Consider the following 17866-nt stretch of genomic DNA (forward strand, 5'->3'; position numbering starts at 1 on the left):
CCACCCGGCCGGGCGGCACTCATCTCATCGTGCACAACATTCACTAAACTGCCTGCATGAACGACGCTGCAAACTACGCGATCTCCGTCGAGGTCGCCCCCCGCTTCCTCGATGACCAGTCCACGCCGGAGGACGGCCGCTACGCGTTCGCCTACACGATCCGCATCCTCAACCGGGGCCGCGTCGCGGCACGGCTGGTGGCCCGCCACTGGCGGATCACCGATGCCAACGGCCGCATCGAGCATGTCGACGGGGATGGCGTGATCGGCGAGCAGCCGCGGCTGCGCCCCGGTGAAGACTTCCGTTACACCTCCGGTGTCATGCTGGAGACCGAGCACGGCACGATGCAGGGGCACTACGACATGGTCGCCGACGACGGCACCGAGTTCGCCGCCGCCATCGCGCCGTTCGTCCTGACCGTTCCGCGCACACTGCACTGATGGAGGCGCACGCATGAGTGTCTGGGCCATCGGCGACCTGCAGGGCTGCTACGACGTCACCCAGCGGTTGCTGGAAAAAATCAAGTTCGACCCCGCGGTCGACAAGCTGTGGTTCTGCGGCGACCTGGTCAACCGTGGCGGGCAATCGCTGGAAACCCTGCGCCTGGTCCATTCGCTGCGCGAGAGCAGCGTGATCGTGCTGGGCAACCACGACCTGTCCCTGCTTGCCGTCGGTGCCCGCACCGAGGAAGAGCAGCGCAAGGTCAACCCGGACCTGCTGCGGATCGTGCAGGCCGAGGACCGCGACGAGCTGCTGGAGTGGCTGCGCCTGCAGAAGCTGGCCCACGTGGACCGTGAGCTGGGCTGGATGATGATCCACGCCGGGCTGGCCCCGAAGTGGACCACCCAGCTGGCCGAGAAGCACGCCCGCGAGGTCGAGCAGCAGCTGCACGGCAGCGGCTACCGCAAGCTGTTCCGCAACATGTACGGCGACAAGCCGAGCTGGTCACCCGGCCTGGCCGGCTACGACCGCTCGCGCGCGATCATCAATCTGTTCACGCGCATGCGTTACTGCACGCCGCGGGGCCGGATCGGGATCGAGGACAAGGGCACGCCGGGCACCCAGGAACAGGGGCTGTATCCCTGGTTCGAAGTGCCGGGCCGCGCCGAGCGCGATCTGAAGATCGTCTGCGGACACTGGTCCGCGCTGGGCCTCACCATCACCCAGGGCGTGCACGCGATCGACACCGGTGCCGTATGGGGAGGCAAGCTCACCGCGCTGCAGCTGGATACCGAAGAACTGCGCGTGGTGCAGGTGCCGGGCCGCGATGTGCCCAAGCCGGTCTCCGCGCCGCGTCCGCCGGCACGCCGGCCGGCCGCCGAGGGTGCGCCGCCGAGCGGGCGTCCACCGCGTCAGGGTCAAGGCCAAGGCCAGGGCCGCGATCGTGGCCGGGGTGGCCAGGGCCGCCAGGGCGGTGGTGCGAAGCCCGCGCAGAACGCCGAGCAGCAGCCGCAGCAACAGCCGCAGAAAAACGACGTCACCAGCGACGCCGAATGAGCCGCAGGCCGGTCAGTGCGACCGGCCTGCCTGCACCGCCCGCTCAGGCGCGGCGGTAATCCACGAAATCGAACGCGTACGCGTGCCGCTCGTCGGCCGCGTGGTGTTCGCGCGCCACTTCCACCCACAGCGCCGGATCGACCGGCGGGAAGTGGGTATCGGCCGGCACGGTGGTGTGCACCCAGGTCAGGTGCAGATCGGTGGCCTGGGCCATCGCCAGGCGATAGATTTCGCCGCCGCCGATCACGCACAGTTCTTCCGCGTCGGTGTCCGCCGCTGCCTGCAGCGCCTGCTCGATCGAGGCCACCGCCTGCATGCCGTCGAACGGCACCTGCCCGCTGCGGGTCAGTACCAGGTTCAACCGGCCGGGCAAGGCCCGCCCGAGCGACTGCGCGGTCCTGCGCCCCATCAGGATCGGCTTGCCGACGGTCAGCGCTTTGAAGCGCTTGAGATCATCGGGCAGCTTCCACGGCAGGTCGTTGTCGCGGCCGATGCCGTGGTCGGTGTCGAGCGCGGCGATCAGCGAAAGCTTCAGGGGCGTGCCGCTCACACCGCCACCGGGGCCTTGATCGCCGGGTGCGGGTCGTAGCCGTCAATGCGGATGTCATCGAACTGGAAACCGAACAGATCGGTCACCTCGGGGTTCAACCAGAGTTTCGGCAGCGCGCGCGGTTCACGCGCGAGCTGTTCGCGCGCCTGCTCGAAGTGGTTCGAGTACAGGTGCGCATCGCCGAGGGTATGCACGAAATCGCCGACGCCCAGCCCGGTCGCCTGCGCCACCATGTGGGTGAGCAGCGCGTAGCTGGCGATGTTGAACGGCACGCCCAGGAAGATGTCGCCGCTGCGCTGGTACAGCTGGCAGCTGAGCTTGCCGTCCACCACGTAGAACTGGAACAGGTTGTGGCACGGCATCAACGCCATCTGCGACAGCTCGCCCACGTTCCAGGCGCTGACCACCAGCCGGCGCGAATCGGGGTTGCGCTTGATCTCGTCCACCAGCCACTGCATCTGGTCGATCGCGCCGCCATCGGCGGTGGCCCAGCTGCGCCACTGCTTGCCGTAGATCGGGCCGAGGTCGCCGTTGGCATCGGCCCACTCGTCCCAGATCCGCACCTGGTTGTCCTTCAGATACCCGATGTTGGTATCGCCCTTCAGGAACCACAGCAGCTCGTGGATGATCGAGCGCAGGTGCAGCTTCTTGGTGGTGACCAGCGGGAAGCCGTCGTTGAGGTTGAAGCGCATCTGCCAGCCGAACACGCTGCGCGTGCCGGTGCCGGTGCGATCCGACTTTTCCGTGCCGTGCTCCAGCACATGCGCGAGCAGGTCCAGGTAGGCCTTCATGCCTTAGCTCCGGCAGCGGCGGCCGGCAGCACCGGCTGCAGCACCGGTGCGCGACGCGACAGCGCCAGCAGCACCAGGCCGAAGGCCACCAGCGGCAGGCTGAGCAGCTGGCCACGGGTGAACCAGTCGAAGGCAAGGTAGACGCCGTTGTCCGGCATGCGCACGAACTCCACCGCGAAGCGGAAGAGGCCGTACATCAGCGCGAACAGGCCGGCGATCACGTAGCGATGGCGCGGCTTGGCCGACACCGCCCACAGCACCACGAACATCACCAGGCCTTCCAGCAGCGCTTCATACAACTGCGAGGGATGACGGGCGTACTGGTTGAGCGCGCCGGTGGCGAACTCGGCCTTGAGCGTGGCCAGGTCCAGCCCGTTCAACGGGGCCGGCAGGCCGCTCGGGAACACGACGCCCCAGCTGCCATCGGTGTACTTGCCCCACAGTTCGGCACCAATGAAGTTGCCGATGCGGCCGAAGCCCAGGCCCAGCGGTACCAGCGGCGACATGAAATCGAGGGTGTCGAACAGATGCAGGCGATGCTTGCGCGACCACCACCACGAGGCGAACAGCACGCCGAGCAGGCCGCCATGGAAGCTCATGCCGCCGTCCCAGACCTTGAACAGCAGCAGCGGGTTGTGCAGGAATTCCGAGGTCGCGTAGAACAGCATGTAGCCCACGCGCCCACCGACGACGACGCCGAGCATCGCGTAGAACAGCAGGTCGGAGAAGCCGTTGGCATCGACCCCGGGCAGGCGCCCGGCCGCGATCCGCTTGCGCCCCAGCCACCAGGCGGCAGTGAAGCCGAGCAGGTACATGATGCCGTACCAGTGCACCTTGATCGGCCCGAGCGAGATGGCGATGGGGTCGATATCGTGGAAATAGATCATGAAGGGCGCCTTGCAGGGATGCGGATATTCTAGCGCCGCCCGGGAGCGGCCTCGCGGCGGCCGCGATCGCGCGATTGCCGGGCTTCAGCCCATAATCTGCGGCGTGTCCGGCAGGCCGTCATCCTGTGACCCCGGAACGGGCGGATAGTGCCCGGCCAGCAGGTCCGAGACCTCTTCGATCGCCAGCAGCACGGCCTCCTGCAGGGCGCCCTCGCGCAGCCGCTGCTGCATGTGCGCGCAGATGGCCCGCCACTGCGCCTCATCGATCCGCCCGCGCAGGCCGCGATCGGCGACCAGCTCGATCGCATGGTCGGCCAGCAGCAGGTAGATCAGGACGCCGTTGTTGTGTTCGGTATCCCAGGTCCGCAGCTGGGCGAAGGCCTGCCCGGCGCGCTGCTGTGCGGTGATGCCCTGCCACAACGCGGCCAGCGGCAGATCCGCTTCCACCGCGAACATCACCTGGCCACCGTGACGGCGCTCGCCCGCCGTGATCGCCTCGGTGATCGCCTGCAGATGTGCGGGTGGGAAGGCGCGCCGCACCGATGGGGAGAACACGTGCCGGAGCCAGCGCATCACCAGCCTCCCGAGGCGCCACCGCCTCCCGAACGTCCACCACCCCCGCCCCAGCCGCCTCCACCGCCGCCGAAGCCCCCCCCGCCGCCACCGAACCCGCCACCGCCCCAGCCACCCCCACCCCAGCCGCCACTGCGCGCGAACACGCCGCCGCGACCGGCCGACGTCAGGCCGACCAGCAGGCCCACCACGGCGGCCGCGCCACTGGCCACCACCAGCGAGGTGAACAGGAACGCGGCCACCCCGGCCCCGGCACCGCTCGCCAGCGCACGCAGGGGGCGCGGCAGCCAGCCCAGGATGCCGCGCAGGAACAGACCGGCGAACAGGCCGATGCCCAGCGCCATCGTCCAGTTGCCACCCGCAGGGGCGTCCTGGGCGCGATGCGTACTCACCGGCGCAGGCAGCGCTTCGCCGTCGATCAGTTTGACCAGCGCAGCGCTGGCATCGGTGAGGCCACCGGCGTAGTCGTTGCTGCGGAACCGCGGGGCCAGGTACTCCTGGATCACCCGGTTGGCGATCGCGTCCGGGATCGCGCCTTCCAGGCCGTAGCCCGGCTCGATGCGAACCCGGCGATCGTCCTTGGCCACCACCAGCAGCACGCCGTCATCCACGCCCTTGCGGCCGATGGACCACTGCTCGAACACGCGTTGGGTGTACTGCTCGATGGTTTCCGGCGCGGTGCTCGGCACCATCAGGATTTGCAGCTGGCTGCCCTTGCGCTGCTGCAGGGCCAGCGCCTGCGCCTCCAGCGCCTGGATCTGCGCCGCGTCCAGGGTGCCGGTGGTGTCCACCACGGGCGAGGACATCGGCGGGATCGCGGCCTGGCGCTGCGCCCAGGCCGGCAACGCCAGCGCCAGGCAGAGCAGCAGGAGCCAGCGCAGCAGGCGCGTGGTCACGGGCTCAGTTCGCCGGCTGCGGCTGCGGCTGCGGCGCGGGCGGCTGCGGTGCGGGCGCCGGGGCCGGGGCCTGCGAGCCGAACTTGACCGCCGGCGGCTGCGAGATCTGCGCTTCGTTCTCCACCGTGAAGTTCGGCTTGGTCGCATAGCCGAACAGCTTGGCGGTGATCACCTGCGGGAACTGGCGGATGTAGGTGTTGTAGTCCTGCACCATCTGGATATAGCGGCCGCGGGCCACGGTGATGCGGTTCTCGGTGCCTTCCAGCTGCGCCTGCAGATCGCGGAAGCCCTGGTCGGACTTGAGGTTCGGGTAGTTCTCGGTGACCACCAGCAGGCGTGACAGCGCACCGCTCAGCTCGCCCTGGGCCTGCTGGAACTGCTTGAGGGAGTCGGCATCGTCGGCGTTGACGTTGACCTGCCCCACGCGCGCGCGGGCGTTGGTGACATCGGTCAGGACCTGGCGTTCCTGGTTGGCATAGCCTTCCACGGTCTGCACCAGGTTGGGGATCAGATCGGCGCGGCGCTTGTACTGGTTGAGCACCTCGGCCCAACCGGCCTTGACCTGCTCATCCTTCTGCTGGATGGCGTTGTAGCCACAACCGGACAACAGGGAGGCCAGTACGGCCAGGCACAACAAACGGGAGAACGATCGCATGGCCGGCTCCGGATCTCGATGAACGGGATCCGGAGCATGCCACGTCTTGGGTAAAGCAGATGTGGTAACGGCGGTGGGTCGGTACCCAGGGAGTGCCGACCAACGGTCGGCACCTACCCCCTTACCAGTTGCCGGCACCCGGCACGTGGTGGGCCACGGCGCGACGGCGCATCAGCAGGTTCAGCCACTCCACCAGCACCGAGAAGCCCATCGCGGCGTAGATGTAGGGCTTGGGCACATGGACGTCCAGGCCATCCAGGATCAGTACCGCGCCGATCAGCAGGATGAAGGCCAGCGCCAGCATCTTCACGGTCGGGTTGGCGTCGATGAAGCGGCCCAGCGGATTGGCGGCCAGCAGCATGACGGCGACCGACAGCAGGATCGCGGCGACCATCACCGGCACATGTTCGGCGATGCCGACCGCGGTGATGACCGAGTCCAGCGAGAACACGATGTCGATGATGGCGATCTGCGCGATGACCATGCCGAACACGGCCGACGCCTTGGTGGTGGTCGGATCCTCATCCTCACCGCCGGTGATCAGCTCGCGGATTTCCATGCCGCCCTTGATGATCAGGAACAGGCCACCGACGATCAGCACCAGGTCGCGGATCGAGATGCCCATCCCGGCTACCGTGAACAGGTTGGCCTGCATGTGCGCCAGGTACGCCAGCGACACCAGCAGCAGGATGCGGGTGATGCAGGCCACGGCGATGCCGAGCTTGCGCGCGAACGGACGACGCGCTTCGGGCAGCTTGCTCACCGCGATCGAGATGAACACCAGGTTGTCGATGCCCAGCACGATTTCCAGTGCGCTCAGGGTCAGCAGGGTCAACCAGACATTGGGGTCGGACAACAGCTCAAGAAACATGGACTTCCATCCTTACAGGGGGGATGACGCGGGTGACGCGTCAGAAGTTTTAGGTCAGAAAATCTGCGGCAGCAGGATCAGGGTCCAGCACACCAGTACGTTCACCATCAGCACGAACACGGCGGCCGAGCCCATGTCCTTGGCGCGCCCGGCGAGCTCGTGGAACTCGGCGCCGTAGCGTTCGATCACCGCCTCGATCGCCGAGTTGGCCAGTTCCATGGCCAGCACCAGCAGCAACGAACCGATCATCAGCGCGCGCTCCACCGGGGTCTGGCCGAGCCAGAGCGCCAACGGGGCGAGCACGATCAGCAGGTACACCTCCAGCCGGAACGAGGACTCGTGCAGCCAGGCCGCACGCAGCCCCTGCCAGGACCAGACCGCCGCCTTGAAGATGCGCCGGGGGCCGCGCGGCAGGTGCCCGATTTCATCCGCCATGGGCAGGCACCCCGGTCGACAACGCGGGCCGGAACGGCAGGAACAGCACACGGCAGACGGTCATGGGCATCGCTGAATGGGGCAGGCAATCCCTCATTTTGCCATAAGCCGGTCGGGGCATTGTCGAAGGCGGCCAACGCCCGTCCGTGGTAAAGCGCGGCCCGGCGGCAGCTTCTATGATGAACGCCTACCCGTCCGGGCGCCTTCGGTGCCCCACCACAGGAGTCGTCCATGCTGCACCGCCCTGCCCGCCCCCTTCTGCTCGCCCTTGCCCTGGGCGCCGCCCTGCCCGCACTGGCGCGCACGCCGGCCCCTGCCGCGCCGCAGGTGCCGACCCAGGTCTCCAACGTGGCGTGGGCCGGCGACATGGCGCAGTTCGCGGAACAGGACGCGGCCAGTCCTCCACCGCGCGGCGGCATCGAGTTCATCGGCAGCTCGTCGATCCGGATGTGGGAGAGCCTGGCCGCCGATTTCCCGGGCCAGCCGGTGTTCAACCGCGGCTTTGGCGGTTCGGAAGTGCGGGACAGCACCTGGTATGCCGACCGCATCGTAATCCCGTATGCGCCGTGCAAGGTGTTCTTCTACGCCGGCGACAACGACCTCAACAGCGGCCGCAGCCCGGCGCAGGTCCGCGACGACGTGGTGGCCTTCGTCAACCGCGTGCACCGCGACCTGCCGAAGACCACGGTGGAGATCATCTCGATCAAGCCCAGCCCCTCGCGCGCGCAGCTGCTGCCGGCGGTGGTGGAAGCCAACGGGCTGATCAGGAAGGCGCTGGCCACCCTGCCCAACACCGGCTACACCGATGTCTACACGCCGATGCTCGGCGCCGACGGCCAGCCGCGTGCGGCGCTGTTCCGCGAGGACATGCTGCACATGACGCCCGAAGGCTATGCGATCTGGCGGGCTGCGCTGGCGCCCAAGGTGCAGTGCGACTGAGCGCGGCTCAGCGGTAGTGGATCGTGGCCTGCGTGCCCTGCCCGGGCTCGCTGGCCAGGCCGATCTTCCAGCCGAAGCGGTCGCACAGCCGGCGCACGATCGACAGCCCCAGCCCGGTGCCCTGCGGGCGGCTGGGCTCGGCGCGATAGAACGGCTCGAAGGCACGGCCCAGCGCTTCGGCGGACATGCCGATCCCCGTGTCGCGCACGACCACGCGGTCGGCTTCGACGTCGACGTCGATGCGGCCTTCGTCGGTATAGCTGCAGGCGTTGCGCAGCAGGTTGCTGACCACCACCTGCAGCACCCGCGGCGGTGCGTGCAGCATCACCGGGCCGCTGCTGTGCAGATGGATTTCCACGGGCCGCCCGGCGATCAGCTCGCGGGCGTTGTCCACCTCGTAGCGGACGATCTCGTTGACGTCGAACAGCTCGACCTGCGGCTCGACATCGGCCTCGCGGGCGAGGATCAGGAAGGCATCGATCACCGCCTCCATGTCGCGTCCGGCGCGCTGGATGCGCTGCAGGCCGCGACGCAGCCGCGGCGTCATGTCCTGGTCGCCCAGCGCCATGTCGCTGGCCACGCGGATCACGGTGAGCGGCGTGCGCAGTTCGTGACTGGCATCGCGGGTGAAGTTGCGCTCGCGCGCGACATGCGCGGTGACCTTGGTTGCCAGCGAGTGCAGCGCGGCCGCGAGCTGGCGGGTCTCGCCCTGCATGTCGGCGGGCAGCTTGGCCGGGGCCAGGTCGGCCGCTTCCGGGTGCCCCGGATCCCAGCGCGAGACGCGCCGGGCCAGCCAGTTGACCGGTGACACCAGGCGTTTGGACGCGCGGTAGGTGATCCACGAGGCGCCATAGACGGCCAACAGCGTCAGCAGCACCGGCACGATGCCGAACCAGAACGCCAGCATCTCCGCGCGCGAGCGCAGGAACACCAGGTACAGCCGGCCTTCCGGGCCCGCATCGACCAGCACCAGCTGGTCGTCGTCCTTGAGCTCATGGAAGCCGGGCGTGAGCGTGCGCAGGTTGGCCGGCAGGCTCAGCGGCGACTGACCTGTCTCGAGCAGGTAGCCGCGGATGTTCTGGGTATTGGGCGGCGGCTGCACCGGCGAGGCCTCGTGCAGTTGCCAGTAGTAGCCGGCCTCTTCCTTCAGTGCGCTGCTGACCAGGCTGTGCTTGATCACCAGCGATACCAGCCAGGCACCCAGCAGGATGCCCAGGCTGGCCAGCACGGCTTGCAGGATGAAGACGATGCGGATCTTGCGCGGCAGACCGTGCGGCATTACGGGGTCCAGGGCGGTTCGCGGCGATTATAGGAAAGCTTGCCGTGAGTCCATCGTGCAAACCATGACAACGGCCCGGCAAACGCCGGGCCGTCATGCTCCAGAGGGTCCCGGAGGATCGGATCGCTCATGCCGCCCGCAGGCGGCCGAGCGGCGATCGACCGCCCATCAGCTCATCGGCTGGGCGATATCGGCAATACGGTAACCGGCACTCTGCACGGTGTGCAGCAGCGGGCGGTCGAACGGCTTGTCGATGATCTTGCGCAGGTTGTACAGATGGCTGCGCAGGGTGTCCGAGTCGGGCAGGCCATTGCCCCAGATCTCGCGTTCGATTTCCTGGCGGGTCACTACGCGCGGCGATTCGCGCATGAGGATCGTCAGCAGGCGCAGGCCGATCGGCGAGAGCTGCAGTTCGGTCCCGGCACGGGTGGCGCGCATGCTGACCGGATCGAGCACGAGGTCGGCGACCTTGAGCACTTCCGAGCCGACCTGGCGACGCTCGCGGCGGATCAGCGCGCGCAGGCGGGCTTCCAGTTCCTGGATCGCGAACGGCTTGGTCAGGTAGTCATCGGCGCCGAACCCCAGGCCGGTGAGCTTGTCGTCCAGCGTGTCGCGCGCGGTCAGCATCAGCACCGGCGTCGACTTGCGGGCGTCATTGCGCAGCCGGCGACAGACTTCGATGCCGTCCAGACGCGGCAGCATCAGGTCCAGCACGACCACGTCGTAGCTGTTCTCGGCCGCCAGACGATAACCGTCCAGCCCATCCTGGGCGTAGTCGACTTCGAAGCCGCGCCCTTCCAGGTACTCGCCGATCATCTCGGAAATATTACGGTTGTCTTCGACCACCAGCACCAGGCCGGAGGTCTCCTTTGTCTGACGCATGGGATTCCCTCTTTCTTCAGCTTTGTGAAACATGCCGCATCGCCGGTGGACGCGGCGTGAAGTTCACCGCACACCGATCACAGCAGGGGTTTGAGCAGCGGCCAGACGTTCTCCAGCACCTGCGGCTGCGCAGCCGCAGTGGGGTGCAACCCGTCGGCCTGCATCAGGTTCGGCTTCAACGCCACGCCTTCCAGCAGGAACGGCAGCAGCGGCACCTTGTACGCCTTGGCCAGCTCCGCATAGGTCTGGCGCAGGCGCTGGCGGTAGGCCGGGCCGTAGTTGGGCGGCACGTCGATACCCAGCAGCAGCACCTTGGCCCCGGCCTTCTGGCTGGCGACGATCATCTTTTCCAGGTTGCCGCGCAGCTGGGCCGGGGTCAGCCCGCGCAGCGCATCGTTGCCACCCAGCTCGATCACCACCACGGACGGCCGGTGCTTCTCCAGCAGCCCGGGCAGGCGGGTCAGCGCGCCGGCGGTGGTTTCGCCGCTGATGCTGGCATTGATGATCGCCGGCGGGGGCGTGATCTGTTGTTTGACCCGCTGCTGAAGCAGGTTTACCCAGCCCGACGCGGCCGGGATATTGTGGGCGGCACTGAGGCTGTCGCCGACCACCAGCACCGCCGCACGGGTGTCCGGACCTTTGGCACAGGCCAGCATCGGCATCAGCAGCAACCATGCCAGCAGCCAGCCCATCGAGGCCGCGCGGCCCCTTCCGTTTGCTTGGTTCATTGGAGAATCCTCATCGACAGCCTGTCCCCCCGCAGCGCGCCCGTCGCCATCGCCGCCCACAACGTGGGCAAGTCCGTACGTGGCCCGGAGGGTGAAGTCCACATACTGGACAACATTGACATGACCGTCCATGAAGGCGAGAGCGTGGCGATCGTCGGCGCTTCAGGTTCGGGCAAGACCACCCTGCTCGGTCTGCTCGCTGGATTGGACCTGCCCAGCCACGGCACGATCGCGCTGGCCGGTGCCGAGCTCAACGCGCTCGATGAGGAAGCCCGCGCGCAGCTGCGCGCCCGCGAGGTCGGCTTCGTGTTCCAGAGCTTCCATCTGCTGCCGGCCTTGACCGCCGAAGAGAACATCGCGCTGCCGCTGGAACTGGCCGGCCGCGAAGATGCCGCACGCGTGCGCGAGGTGCTGGAGCAGGTCGGCCTGGGCCACCGTGCACGCCATTACCCGCGCCAGCTCTCCGGCGGCGAGCAGCAGCGTGTGGCGCTGGCCCGCGCGTTCGTTGCGCGGCCGCGCATCCTGTTCGCCGATGAGCCGACCGGCAGCCTGGACCAGGCCACCGGGCAGCAGATCAGCGACCTGCTGTTCGCGCTCAACGCCACCAGCGATACCACCCTGGTGCTGGTCACCCATGACCTGCGCCTGGCCCAGCGCTGCGAGCGCATCTACCAGCTCGACGGTGGCCGCCTGGCCGATACCGTTGCCGGCGCGGGCGCATGAACGTCGTGCGCCACGCGGCGCGTGCGCTGCGCCGTGAGTTCCTGGCTGGGGACCTGCTGACCGTGTTCGCCGCGCTGGTGCTGGGCGTGGCGGTGATGACCGCGGTCGGGACGCTGGTCAACCGGGTCACGCTGGCATTGACCAGCAGCGCGGCGGAAATGCTCGGCGGTGACCTCGGCCTGAGCGGGCGCGAGGATGTTCCACAGACCTTCGCCGATGCAGCGCGCGAGCGCGGCCTGGCCACGACGCGCATGGTCAGTTTCCCCAGCGTGCTGTTCCATGGCGATGACAGCCAGATGGCCAACATCAAGGCGGTCGCCGACGGCTATCCGCTGCGTGGCGAACTGCGGGTCAGCCGCACCCTGCACGACAGCGCCAGTGAAACCGCGGGAACGCCGCCGCCGGGCGAAGCGTATGCCGATCCACGACTGATGCAGGCGCTTGGCCTGCAGGTGGGCGATGCGCTGGAGTTCGGTGCGGGCGCGCTGACCGTGACCCGGGTGCTGCAGGCCGAGCCTGACACCTCCGGTGAGCTGATGCAGCTGTCGCCGCCGCTGCTGGTGAACCGCATCGATGTCGATCGCGCCGGCCTGCTCGGGCCGGGCAGCCGCGCGTCCTATCGCATGATGTTCGCGGGTGACCAGGCGCAGATCGAGGCCTTCCGCGAATGGCTCACACCGCAGGCCAAGGGCTACCGGATCGTCGGCATCGCCGACGCCCAGCGCGGTGTACGCGGCGCGTTCGATCTGGCCGGGCGCTTCCTCTCGCTGGCCGCATTGCTGGCGGTGTTGCTGGCCGGTGTCGCCACCGCACTTGCGGCCAACCGCTTCGCGATGCGACGCATCGACCAGGTCGCGATCCTGCGCTGCCTGGGCGCGCGCCAGCGCGACATCCTTTCGGCGATGGCGCTGCAGCTGGTGATGCTGGCGGTGCCGGCCTGCCTGGTCGGCATCGGCCTGGGCATGGCCGCACAGGCCGGGCTGGTGCAGGCGCTGGGTGGATTGATTCCGAACCGCCTGCCGCTGCCACAGGCCACACCGGCGCTGAGTGGAGCGGGCATCGGACTGGTGCTGCTGCTGGGCTTCGGCCTGCCGCCGCTGCTGCGCCTGCGCAGCGTGCCGCCGATGCGCGTGCTCAACCGCAGCTTCGCCGCGCTGCCGCCGAGCTCCATGCTGGTCTATGCCGCCGCGCTGGCCGCGACCGTGGCACTGACCGTGCAGGCCACCGGCGATGTGAAGCTGGCGACGTGGGTGCTGGGTGGGCTGGCGGCGCTGGCGGCCCTCGCCGGTGCGCTCGGCGCACTGCTGCTGTGGCTGCTGCGTGGGCTGCAGCCGCGCCTGCGTGGGCGCTGGAAGCTGGGCCTGGCCTCGCTGACGCGCCGGCGCGGGCTGGCGGTGATGCAGCTGGTCGGCCTGTCGCTGTCGCTGTGTGCATTGTTGTTGCTGTCGGTGATCGGCCCGGGGCTGCTGGCGCAGTGGCGCGACCGCCTGCCGACCGATACGCCGAACTACTTCCTGATGAACATCCAGCCCGAGCAGCGCGGTGCGGCGCTGGCCACGTTGGGTGGGCTCGGGGTGGTCGCGCCGGGCATCGAGCCGTTCAGTACCGGCCGCTTGCTGGCGGTCAACGACCGGCCGCCGCAGCGGCAGTCGCGCGAGGACAACAGCAACGAGAATGACGATGCCAACCGGCCGGTCAACTTCTCGTGGCGGCACGATTTCCCGCCGGCCAATACGCTGCTCAGCGGAACGTTCTGGAAGGCCGGAAGCACGGCCGCCGAGGCCTCGATCGAGCAGGGCTGGGCCGAGCGCTACGGGATGAAGCTGGGCGATACGGTGACGCTGCAGATGGGCGACCAGGAGCGCAGCTTCACGGTCACCAGCATCCGCAAGGCGGACTGGGATTCGTTCCGGGTCAATTTCTTCCTGCTGCTCAACGAAGGCGCGGTGGCCGATGCGCCCTACAACCTGATCACCGCGTTCCATCTGCCGCGCGCGCAGGCGCCGGCACTGGCCGGGCTGACGCGGGAGTACCCGAACATTTCGCTGCTGGATATCGACGGCATCCTGGAGCGGGTGCGCGAAGTGATCAACCGGGTGACGCAGGCGGTGCAGCTGGTGATGGGCTTCAGTCTGTTGGCCGGTCTGCTGGTGTTGCTGGCGGCGTTGCAGGCCACGGCCGGCGAGCGGCGCTACGACAGTGCGGTGCTGCGTACGCTGGGGGCGACGCGCCGTCAGCTGCGCGGTGCGGTGCTGGTGGAGTTTGGTGCGCTCGGCCTGTTGTCGGCGTTGTTGGCCGTGGGCACGGCGGCGCTGCTGGGCAGCGTGGTGGCGCGGCAGGTGTTCGAGTTGACGCTGAGCCCGCCGTGGGTGCCGTTGCTGGTGGGCGGCGCGCTGGGGGTTGTGTTGAGCATGCTGGCCGGCTGGTGGGGCACGCGGCGGATCCTGCATACGCCGCCGGCGTTGGCGCTTCGGGAGGCGTGAGTTTGGGGCGCCGTTGCACTGAAAGCGAAAGCGATGGCGTCAAAGCGAAAGCGACGGCGTCTTGGCGTTCATGGCCTGAAGGCTGGCGGGCAGCCCTGCCCAGGACGCGCCGTAAACCCATCCTTGGGGGCTCGTGGGCGCCATCCTTGGCGCCCCGACGGTCCTGGGCAGGGCTACCCGCCATCCTTCTCGATGGATGGCTTTGGGCGGATAGGCAAGCGTTTGGTCCGCAGTTGGCACGACAGTCGATCGGGCAGTGTGCTACTTCGACGTTCGGCGATGGAAGCGAGCGCCACCGGTTGCGGCTGTGTCAGCGCGCGCTTTCTGGTGGTGCTTTTTCCACCCACTGCTGGAAGATGGCGTCGATCTCGGTGTCCGCCACTGTCTTGCCGTCCTGGATGTCCTGGGCCTGGGTGAACAGCGGGATGATCATGGCCATGCCGTCGGGTGTGGTTTTCAGGTGCACGCCCGGTGCCTGCCCGAGGAAGCCGTCCCAGCGCTGGCGCACCTTCGCCCAGTAACCCGCGGTGGTCATCCAGTAATCGTAGGCCGGCTTGAAATCCACCTCGGTGGTCTTGTTGTAATCGTTGAAGCCGAACTCACGCGCGATCGGTGTCTGCGTGCCGTCGGGGCGCCGCAGGATCTTGGTGTTGAACTGCTCGTGGGTCCAACCGTTCGGGGTGCGCGTGTGCCGGTTGATCACCGCGAGCGCGTTGTAGTCGCTGCGGCGGGTGTATTCGCGGCGCGGCAGGGGGCGCCAGCTGAGGTCGCTGGTCCACGCGGTGATGCCGTTGTCGTAGGTCCAGCGGCCGGTGCCGCAGTAGCGCGGTGCGTCGCTGACTTCATAGACGCATTGGGTCCAGGCGCCGCGGGTGAGCGCTGCGGGAATCGGGCGCACCTGCCAGGTCTGTTCGGCGCTGAACTCGAACCGGTGCGGTGCCTGGTACACCCAGTCCTGGCGCCAGTGCTTGGTGACGTGGCCACTCTTGGGTTCGACCAGCAGGTGCTGCAGCACCACCCGCGTCGGAGTGTCTTCGACCACGATCACCACCTCGTTGCCGCCGGTTCGCACGGCCGGCGCGCGTTCGTAGCCGGGTGCGAGCAGGACGGTTTCGTCGAAGGCGAAGTCGACGGTGTATTCGCCCTGCATCGCCAGGATGCTGGCGTGGTCGCGCGCAGGGGCGGCCGGTACGGCGTGCGCACTGGCGGTGAGCGCGAGCAGCAGCCCTGCGAGGGCGAGTGAGTGCGTCATTACAGCTGGATCACCGGCATGCCATCGGCAGTCCACGGTCCGCCGCGGCGGGCGGCGGTGGCGCAGCAGCAGTCATCGACCCACAGCTCGCCTTCGGCGCCTTCCACGTTGCCGATCCGGCGCGCGGTGGTGGCGCCCAAGGACGACAACGAGGCCAGGCTGGCGGCGAGTTCGCGGCCTTCCCCCACCTGCAGGCGCAGCGCGCACATGCGCCAGGCGTCGTTGCCCAGGCGCACCGCGAGGCGACGCCAGAGACGTTCGGCGACACCAGCGTCGTTGACCGGTTCGGGCCGTGCGGGGAACGCGGAGACCAGGCGGTCCCAGGCGAGGAAGTCGCTGTCCGGCAGCAGATACAGGCGCCAGCAGCAGCGTCCGCGGGCATCGACGAAGCACAGGCTTTCGCGGATGCCTTCGCTGTCCATGCCCTGGCAGGCATGCGCGGAGACGGCGTGTTTCCAGCCACCGAGTTCACTGCTGTCGGGACGGTACAGGCACAGCACGGTACCCAGCGAGGCCAATTGCGTGGCCGAGGGTAGACCGGCGATGGGATGGCGGCCCGGTGGGCGGCCGACGGAGAGGGCGCGGCTCATGGCGATCTACCTGCAATCGGCAGTTGCGGGGGAGACCCTCGACCAACGCCGGAGACCGGAGTCGACGGCGGAGTGTCGAGGGGGAGAGAGCTGGGACCATGCCGAGTCGCGGGGGGAGGTGCGGGACCCGCATGGAGGTGGACCACGGTCGCTGACCGCTGAAGCAGCCGGCCAGTGGCCGGCACTACCGGAGTCAGCCAACGGACGGCAGTACTGCAGTCGGCCAGCGGGCCGGCATTACTTGGTCAGAATGAGCTTGTCGTTGCTGGTATGGCGCAGGCGATAGAACCGGTCGCCGTGCTGGATCAGGATTTCGCGACGTCCCTTGAGCAGGGCTTCGCTGTCGATCACTTCTTCCGGTGGGACCACGCGGACCGGACGGTCGCGGAGGGTCAGCGTTTCGGGGCGCAGCAGTACAGCAGCTTGAGTGTTCATCGTCTGGACTCGTTGCGAGGGGCGAGTCAAATGATAATGATTCTCAGTTGACAATCAACAACCATTCTCACTTTGATAGATGGCATTAATGATCGAACGCCAGCTATCAATAGGTTTTGTCAATCGCACTGAGGGAGGCGTGCTGTGTCAGAGGGTTGGGGAGCCGGCCAGCGGCCGGCACTACCCTCCCACATGCAGGGGCCTCGATGTCCCGCCGCACCCGGACCGGTAGTGCTGGCCGCTGGCCGGCTCCCCCGCACCCAAGCCGACCGATCAACCAAACACCGCGTCCACCTGCTGCCACACGCTCTCATCCAGCTGTTCGAACAGGGCCAGCGCCCCCAGGTTCTCTTCCAGCTGGCTGACCCGGCTCGCGCCGAGGATCACGCTGGACACATTGGGGTTGCGCAGGCACCAGGCGATCGCCAGCTGCGCCGGCGAAAGACCGAGCTGCGCGGCCAGTGCCGTATAGCGGCGCACCCGTTCCATGCGGTCGGTGCCGTCGTCGAGCACCTGTGTCCTCAACCAGCCCAGCTGTTCCTGGCCCAGTCGGGACTGCGGGTCGACCCCCGCGTTGTACTTGCCGGTCAGCAGGCCGGAGGCCAGCGGCGACCAGATCGTGGTGCCCAGGCCGGCCTCCGCGTACAGCGGGGCGTATTCGCGCTCGACCCGCTCACGGTGCAGCAGGTTGTACTGCGGCTGCTCCATCGAGGGCGCGTGCAGGTGGCGATCGCGGGCGATGTCGACCGCCTCCTGGATCTGCGCGGCCGACCACTCCGAGGTGCCCCAGTACAGCACCTTGCCCTGGCGGATCAGGGTATCCATCGCCTGCACGGTCTCGGCGATCGGGGTGTCCGGATCCGGGCGATGGCAGTAATAAAGGTCCAGGTACTCCACCCGCAGGCGCTTGAGCGCGGCATGGCAGGCGTCGGTCACGTGCTTGCGCGACAGGCCGTGCTGGGTCGGGCGCGGATCGTCGACGGCACCGAAGAACACCTTGCTGGAGACGCAGAAGCCGTCGCGTGGCAGGCGCAGGTCGGCGATCACATCCCCCATCACCTGCTCGGCGCGGCCGCGGGCATAGCCCTCGGCGTTGTCGAAGAAGTTGACCCCGGCATCCCAGGCGGTGGCGATCAGTTTGCGGGCTTCGTCGCGGCCGATCTGATCGCCGAAGGTCACCCAGGCCCCGAAGGACAGGGCCGAGAGCTTCAGGCCGGTGGAGCCAAGACGACGATAGAGCATGTGGTTCTCCTGCTGCGGGCCCGCGACCGGGCCGGATCGATACCGGTAAGTGTAGAGGGTGGCGCGCAGCGCGCGCAGGCCGGACACCCTGATCTCACGGCCCATGACACGGCGCACGAAAACCGGGCTCTGCCTTGCCGATACAGGCCCGATCACGA

At 68.2% G+C, this 17866-nt stretch carries 20 protein-coding genes; 5 read left to right on the top strand and 15 right to left on the bottom strand.

Annotated features, from left to right (window positions below; genetic code table 11):
- The first annotated feature begins 56 nt into the window (after positions 1-56).
- Positions 57-440 (top strand): Co2+/Mg2+ efflux protein ApaG, encoded by a 384-nt coding sequence (gene apaG, locus HH110_RS14660; RefSeq protein WP_176990348.1) that lies wholly within the window; start codon positions 57-59, stop codon positions 438-440.
- A 13-nt stretch (positions 441-453) separates the two neighbouring features.
- Positions 454-1497 (top strand): symmetrical bis(5'-nucleosyl)-tetraphosphatase, encoded by a 1044-nt coding sequence (locus tag HH110_RS14665; RefSeq protein ID WP_176990349.1) that lies wholly within the window; start codon positions 454-456, stop codon positions 1495-1497.
- 43 nt (positions 1498-1540) lie between these two features.
- Here HH110_RS14665 and HH110_RS14670 read toward each other — a convergent pair whose 3' ends face one another.
- The 8 genes from HH110_RS14670 to HH110_RS14705 form a co-directional block, all read right to left on the bottom strand.
- On the bottom strand, positions 1541-2032 hold the full coding sequence (locus HH110_RS14670; protein WP_176990453.1) for a dihydrofolate reductase: 492 nt from the start codon (positions 2030-2032) through the stop codon (positions 1541-1543).
- An 11-nt stretch (positions 2033-2043) separates the two neighbouring features.
- A complete protein-coding gene (locus HH110_RS14675; RefSeq protein WP_176990350.1) occupies positions 2044-2838 on the bottom strand; it encodes a thymidylate synthase in 795 nt (264 codons plus the stop codon).
- Positions 2835-3725, bottom strand: a complete 891-nt coding sequence (gene lgt, locus HH110_RS14680; protein ID WP_176990351.1) for a prolipoprotein diacylglyceryl transferase — start codon at positions 3723-3725, stop codon at positions 2835-2837. Before lgt ends, HH110_RS14675 begins: the two co-directional genes overlap by 4 nt.
- Positions 3726-3809: 84 nt before the next feature.
- Positions 3810-4298, bottom strand: coding sequence for a TPM domain-containing protein (locus HH110_RS14685; protein ID WP_176990352.1), 489 nt, complete (start codon positions 4296-4298; stop codon positions 3810-3812).
- The gene (locus HH110_RS14690; protein WP_176990353.1) at positions 4298-5194 is read right to left on the bottom strand and encodes a TPM domain-containing protein; all 897 of its coding nucleotides are present in this window, start codon (positions 5192-5194) and stop codon (positions 4298-4300) included. Before HH110_RS14690 ends, HH110_RS14685 begins: the two co-directional genes overlap by 1 nt.
- Positions 5195-5198: 4 nt before the next feature.
- Positions 5199-5849 (bottom strand): LemA family protein, encoded by a 651-nt coding sequence (locus HH110_RS14695; protein WP_176990354.1) that lies wholly within the window; start codon positions 5847-5849, stop codon positions 5199-5201.
- Between the two features lie 121 nt (positions 5850-5970).
- Complete coding sequence (locus HH110_RS14700) at positions 5971-6720, bottom strand: TerC family protein (protein WP_123728386.1); 750 nt, start codon at positions 6718-6720, stop codon at positions 5971-5973.
- 54 nt (positions 6721-6774) lie between these two features.
- Entirely contained in the window at positions 6775-7155 is a 381-nt protein-coding gene (locus tag HH110_RS14705; protein WP_176990355.1) for a diacylglycerol kinase, read from the bottom strand.
- Between the two features lie 231 nt (positions 7156-7386).
- On the opposite strand from HH110_RS14705, the gene HH110_RS14710 reads away from it, so the two are divergent.
- The gene (locus tag HH110_RS14710; protein WP_176990356.1) at positions 7387-8094 is read left to right on the top strand and encodes an SGNH/GDSL hydrolase family protein; all 708 of its coding nucleotides are present in this window, start codon (positions 7387-7389) and stop codon (positions 8092-8094) included.
- Between the two features lie 7 nt (positions 8095-8101).
- Here the strand turns inward: HH110_RS14710 and HH110_RS14715 are convergent, their stop codons facing one another.
- The 3 genes from HH110_RS14715 to HH110_RS14725 form a co-directional block, all read right to left on the bottom strand.
- Positions 8102-9373, bottom strand: a complete 1272-nt coding sequence (locus HH110_RS14715; protein WP_176990357.1) for a HAMP domain-containing sensor histidine kinase — start codon at positions 9371-9373, stop codon at positions 8102-8104.
- 168 nt (positions 9374-9541) lie between these two features.
- Entirely contained in the window at positions 9542-10255 is a 714-nt protein-coding gene (locus tag HH110_RS14720) for a response regulator transcription factor (protein ID WP_019182442.1), read from the bottom strand.
- A gap of 77 nt (positions 10256-10332) precedes the next feature.
- On the bottom strand, positions 10333-10983 hold the full coding sequence (locus HH110_RS14725; protein WP_176990358.1) for an arylesterase: 651 nt from the start codon (positions 10981-10983) through the stop codon (positions 10333-10335).
- Between the two features lie 120 nt (positions 10984-11103).
- On the opposite strand from HH110_RS14725, the gene HH110_RS14730 reads away from it, so the two are divergent.
- Positions 11104-11706 (top strand): ABC transporter ATP-binding protein, encoded by a 603-nt coding sequence (locus HH110_RS14730; RefSeq protein ID WP_176990359.1) that lies wholly within the window; start codon positions 11104-11106, stop codon positions 11704-11706.
- Positions 11703-14189, top strand: coding sequence for an ABC transporter permease (locus tag HH110_RS14735; protein WP_176990360.1), 2487 nt, complete (start codon positions 11703-11705; stop codon positions 14187-14189). Before HH110_RS14730 ends, HH110_RS14735 begins: the two co-directional genes overlap by 4 nt.
- A gap of 310 nt (positions 14190-14499) precedes the next feature.
- Here HH110_RS14735 and HH110_RS14740 read toward each other — a convergent pair whose 3' ends face one another.
- The 4 genes from HH110_RS14740 to HH110_RS14755 form a co-directional block, all read right to left on the bottom strand.
- Positions 14500-15441, bottom strand: a complete 942-nt coding sequence (locus HH110_RS14740; RefSeq protein ID WP_176990361.1) for a DUF6607 family protein — start codon at positions 15439-15441, stop codon at positions 14500-14502.
- Positions 15441-16031 carry a Hemin transport protein gene (locus HH110_RS14745; RefSeq protein ID WP_176990362.1) on the bottom strand — a complete coding sequence of 197 codons (591 nt, stop codon included), beginning with the start codon at positions 16029-16031 and terminating at the stop codon, positions 15441-15443. The genes HH110_RS14740 and HH110_RS14745 overlap by 1 nt, the downstream gene beginning before the upstream one ends.
- A 237-nt stretch (positions 16032-16268) precedes the next feature.
- On the bottom strand, positions 16269-16466 hold the full coding sequence (gene hemP / locus HH110_RS14750) for a hemin uptake protein HemP (protein ID WP_019182448.1): 198 nt from the start codon (positions 16464-16466) through the stop codon (positions 16269-16271).
- A 273-nt stretch (positions 16467-16739) separates the two neighbouring features.
- Positions 16740-17708: an aldo/keto reductase gene (locus tag HH110_RS14755; protein WP_176990363.1), complete on the bottom strand. Its 969-nt coding sequence runs from the start codon at positions 17706-17708 to the stop codon at positions 16740-16742.
- Positions 17709-17866: the final 158 nt, after the last annotated feature.

The sequence above is a fragment of the Stenotrophomonas sp. SAM-B genome (genome assembly GCF_013387485.1).
GTDB classification, from domain to species: Bacteria; Pseudomonadota; Gammaproteobacteria; order Xanthomonadales; family Xanthomonadaceae; genus Stenotrophomonas; species Stenotrophomonas maltophilia_AA.

Bases quoted from the DNA above. Each gene is read 5' to 3' on its own strand.
- apaG (WP_176990348.1), top strand. From the start codon at position 57: ATGAACGACGCTGCAAACTACGCGATCTCCGTCGAGGTCGCCCCCCGC.
- HH110_RS14735 (WP_176990360.1), top strand. From the start codon at position 11,703: ATGAACGTCGTGCGCCACGCGGCGCGTGCGCTGCGCCGTGAGTTCCTG.
- HH110_RS14715 (WP_176990357.1), bottom strand. From the start codon at position 9,373: ATGCCGCACGGTCTGCCGCGCAAGATCCGCATCGTCTTCATCCTGCAA.
- HH110_RS14705 (WP_176990355.1), bottom strand. From the start codon at position 7,155: ATGGCGGATGAAATCGGGCACCTGCCGCGCGGCCCCCGGCGCATCTTC.
- HH110_RS14725 (WP_176990358.1), bottom strand. From the start codon at position 10,983: ATGAACCAAGCAAACGGAAGGGGCCGCGCGGCCTCGATGGGCTGGCTG.
- HH110_RS14675 (WP_176990350.1), bottom strand. From the start codon at position 2,838: ATGAAGGCCTACCTGGACCTGCTCGCGCATGTGCTGGAGCACGGCACG.
- HH110_RS14710 (WP_176990356.1), top strand. From the start codon at position 7,387: ATGCTGCACCGCCCTGCCCGCCCCCTTCTGCTCGCCCTTGCCCTGGGC.
- HH110_RS14695 (WP_176990354.1), bottom strand. From the start codon at position 5,849: ATGCGATCGTTCTCCCGTTTGTTGTGCCTGGCCGTACTGGCCTCCCTG.
- HH110_RS14745 (WP_176990362.1), bottom strand. From the start codon at position 16,031: ATGAGCCGCGCCCTCTCCGTCGGCCGCCCACCGGGCCGCCATCCCATC.
- hemP (WP_019182448.1), bottom strand. From the start codon at position 16,466: ATGAACACTCAAGCTGCTGTACTGCTGCGCCCCGAAACGCTGACCCTC.
- lgt (WP_176990351.1), bottom strand. From the start codon at position 3,725: ATGATCTATTTCCACGATATCGACCCCATCGCCATCTCGCTCGGGCCG.
- HH110_RS14730 (WP_176990359.1), top strand. From the start codon at position 11,104: ATGACCGTCCATGAAGGCGAGAGCGTGGCGATCGTCGGCGCTTCAGGT.
- HH110_RS14720 (WP_019182442.1), bottom strand. From the start codon at position 10,255: ATGCGTCAGACAAAGGAGACCTCCGGCCTGGTGCTGGTGGTCGAAGAC.
- HH110_RS14755 (WP_176990363.1), bottom strand. From the start codon at position 17,708: ATGCTCTATCGTCGTCTTGGCTCCACCGGCCTGAAGCTCTCGGCCCTG.
- HH110_RS14700 (WP_123728386.1), bottom strand. From the start codon at position 6,720: ATGTTTCTTGAGCTGTTGTCCGACCCCAATGTCTGGTTGACCCTGCTG.
- HH110_RS14740 (WP_176990361.1), bottom strand. From the start codon at position 15,441: ATGACGCACTCACTCGCCCTCGCAGGGCTGCTGCTCGCGCTCACCGCC.
- HH110_RS14685 (WP_176990352.1), bottom strand. From the start codon at position 4,298: ATGCGCTGGCTCCGGCACGTGTTCTCCCCATCGGTGCGGCGCGCCTTC.
- HH110_RS14665 (WP_176990349.1), top strand. From the start codon at position 454: ATGAGTGTCTGGGCCATCGGCGACCTGCAGGGCTGCTACGACGTCACC.